Below are 1,610 nucleotides of genomic sequence, written 5' to 3' on the forward strand. Positions count from 1 at the left end.
GGGCGGGGTGGGCCGGTCCGTTCAGCGGTCCCTCGCCCGGGGAGGGTGGAGAACCGCCTCTGACCTGCGCGTCCTTCCTCGGCGGTGGCAGGTCCAGCGGTTAGCGTGGCCGGGCGGCCGTGGTCGGCCGCGCGGCGTCGTGGGGCGCCGTCGGCACCACAAGGGACGGCAGGCATGCAGTTCGACGATCAGGGTGACCTCGACACCTCGCAGGTCGACGACCGGCGCCGCATCCCCGGCGGAAAGGTCGCCGTCGGGGGCGGTGCGGCCGGTCTGGTCGCCATCCTGATCGCGGTGCTCTTCGGTGTCGACCCGAGCGTCCTCGGGCTCTCCGACAGTGGGGGAGACGCGGGCGCGGGGTCCGGCCGGGGCACCACGGCGGGCGAGGTGCAGCAGGTCTGCCGGACCGGTGCCGACGCCAACAGCCGTCAGGACTGCCGGATCGTCGCTGTCACCATCAGCCTCCAGGACTACTGGGGCGGTCAGTTGCCCCGGTCCGGGGCGGCCTACCGTCCCGCCGAGACGGTCCTGTTCACCGGGAGGGTGTCCACCGGCTGCGGCGCGGCGAGTTCGGCGGTCGGCCCGTTCTACTGCCCGGCCGACCGGCGGGCCTACTTCGACCTCGGTTTCTTCGACGAGCTGGCCACCCGCTTCGGGGCCTCCGGCGGTCCGTTCGCCGAGGCCTATGTCGTCGCGCACGAGTACGGGCACCACATCCAGAACCTGACCGGCACCATGCAGAAGGTCGGCCGCGACCGGCAGGGTGCGAACAGTGCCTCGGTGAAGCTCGAACTCCAGGCGGACTGTTACGCCGGTGTCTGGGCGCACCACGCCACCACCACCCCGCAGGCTTCCACCGGGCGGCCGCTGATCCGCACCCTCACCGATCAGGACATCGCCCAGGGCCTGGACGCGGCGGCGGCCGTCGGTGACGACCGGATCCAGAAGCAGTCCACCGGCCGGATCGACCCGGACACCTGGACGCACGGCTCCTCGGAGCAGCGCAAGGCCTGGTTCACCGCCGGCTACCGCTTCGGCGACCCGGCCCGCTGCGACACCTTCGCGACACCGAGCTGACCCGCGCCCCGGCAACGCGCCCCGCTTGTGTGCCCCGGCCGTGCGCGCGGGCCCCGCGCCACCCTGTCATTTGTCAGGGACCGCTGAGGGCGGCGGCTTCCTACGCTGCTGAACACCGGCCGAATCCGGGCCGGACCGGCAACCGAGAGAGAACCACCATGCGCAAGATCATGCACACCTTCGCCGCGCTCGCCCTCGCGGCGGCCGCCGTCACCACGATGGGGAGCTCCGGCGCCCAGGCGGCCGACGGCTCCTGGGACGGGTGTCCGTACGGGGCGGTCTGCATCTACCCCCAGGACTCCGACACCAGCCGGCCGCCGACCGATGTCTTCTACAGCTACGGCCCGCACAACCTCCGCAACCAGTACGGCTGGCACTGGGTGCTCAACAACCAGTCCGGCGGTGCCCACGCCCACCTGTGCACCGGCTCCAACGGCGGCGGCTGCGGCTACGACATCGCCGCCCAGGCCGGCGTCTACGCCGATCTCACCCCGATCAACTCCATCACCCTGGACCGCCCCTGAGTCCCCGGT

The 1,610-nt window shown here is 72.4% G+C and carries 2 protein-coding genes; both read left to right on the plus strand.

Annotation, left to right across the window (positions count from 1 at the left end):
• Positions 1-174: 174 nt before the first annotated feature.
• Entirely contained in the window at positions 175-1,077 is a 903-nt protein-coding gene (gene ypfJ / locus ADK60_RS22190) for a KPN_02809 family neutral zinc metallopeptidase (protein ID WP_053648372.1), read from the plus strand.
• Positions 1,078-1,235: 158 nt separating this feature from the next.
• The gene (locus tag ADK60_RS22195) at positions 1,236-1,601 is read left to right on the plus strand and encodes a hypothetical protein (protein WP_045942655.1); all 366 of its coding nucleotides are present in this window, start codon (positions 1,236-1,238) and stop codon (positions 1,599-1,601) included.
• Positions 1,602-1,610 lie beyond the last annotated feature (9 nt).

It is taken from the genome of Streptomyces sp. XY431 (assembly GCF_001279805.1).
Lineage (GTDB): Bacteria > Actinomycetota > Actinomycetes > Streptomycetales > Streptomycetaceae > Kitasatospora > Kitasatospora purpeofusca.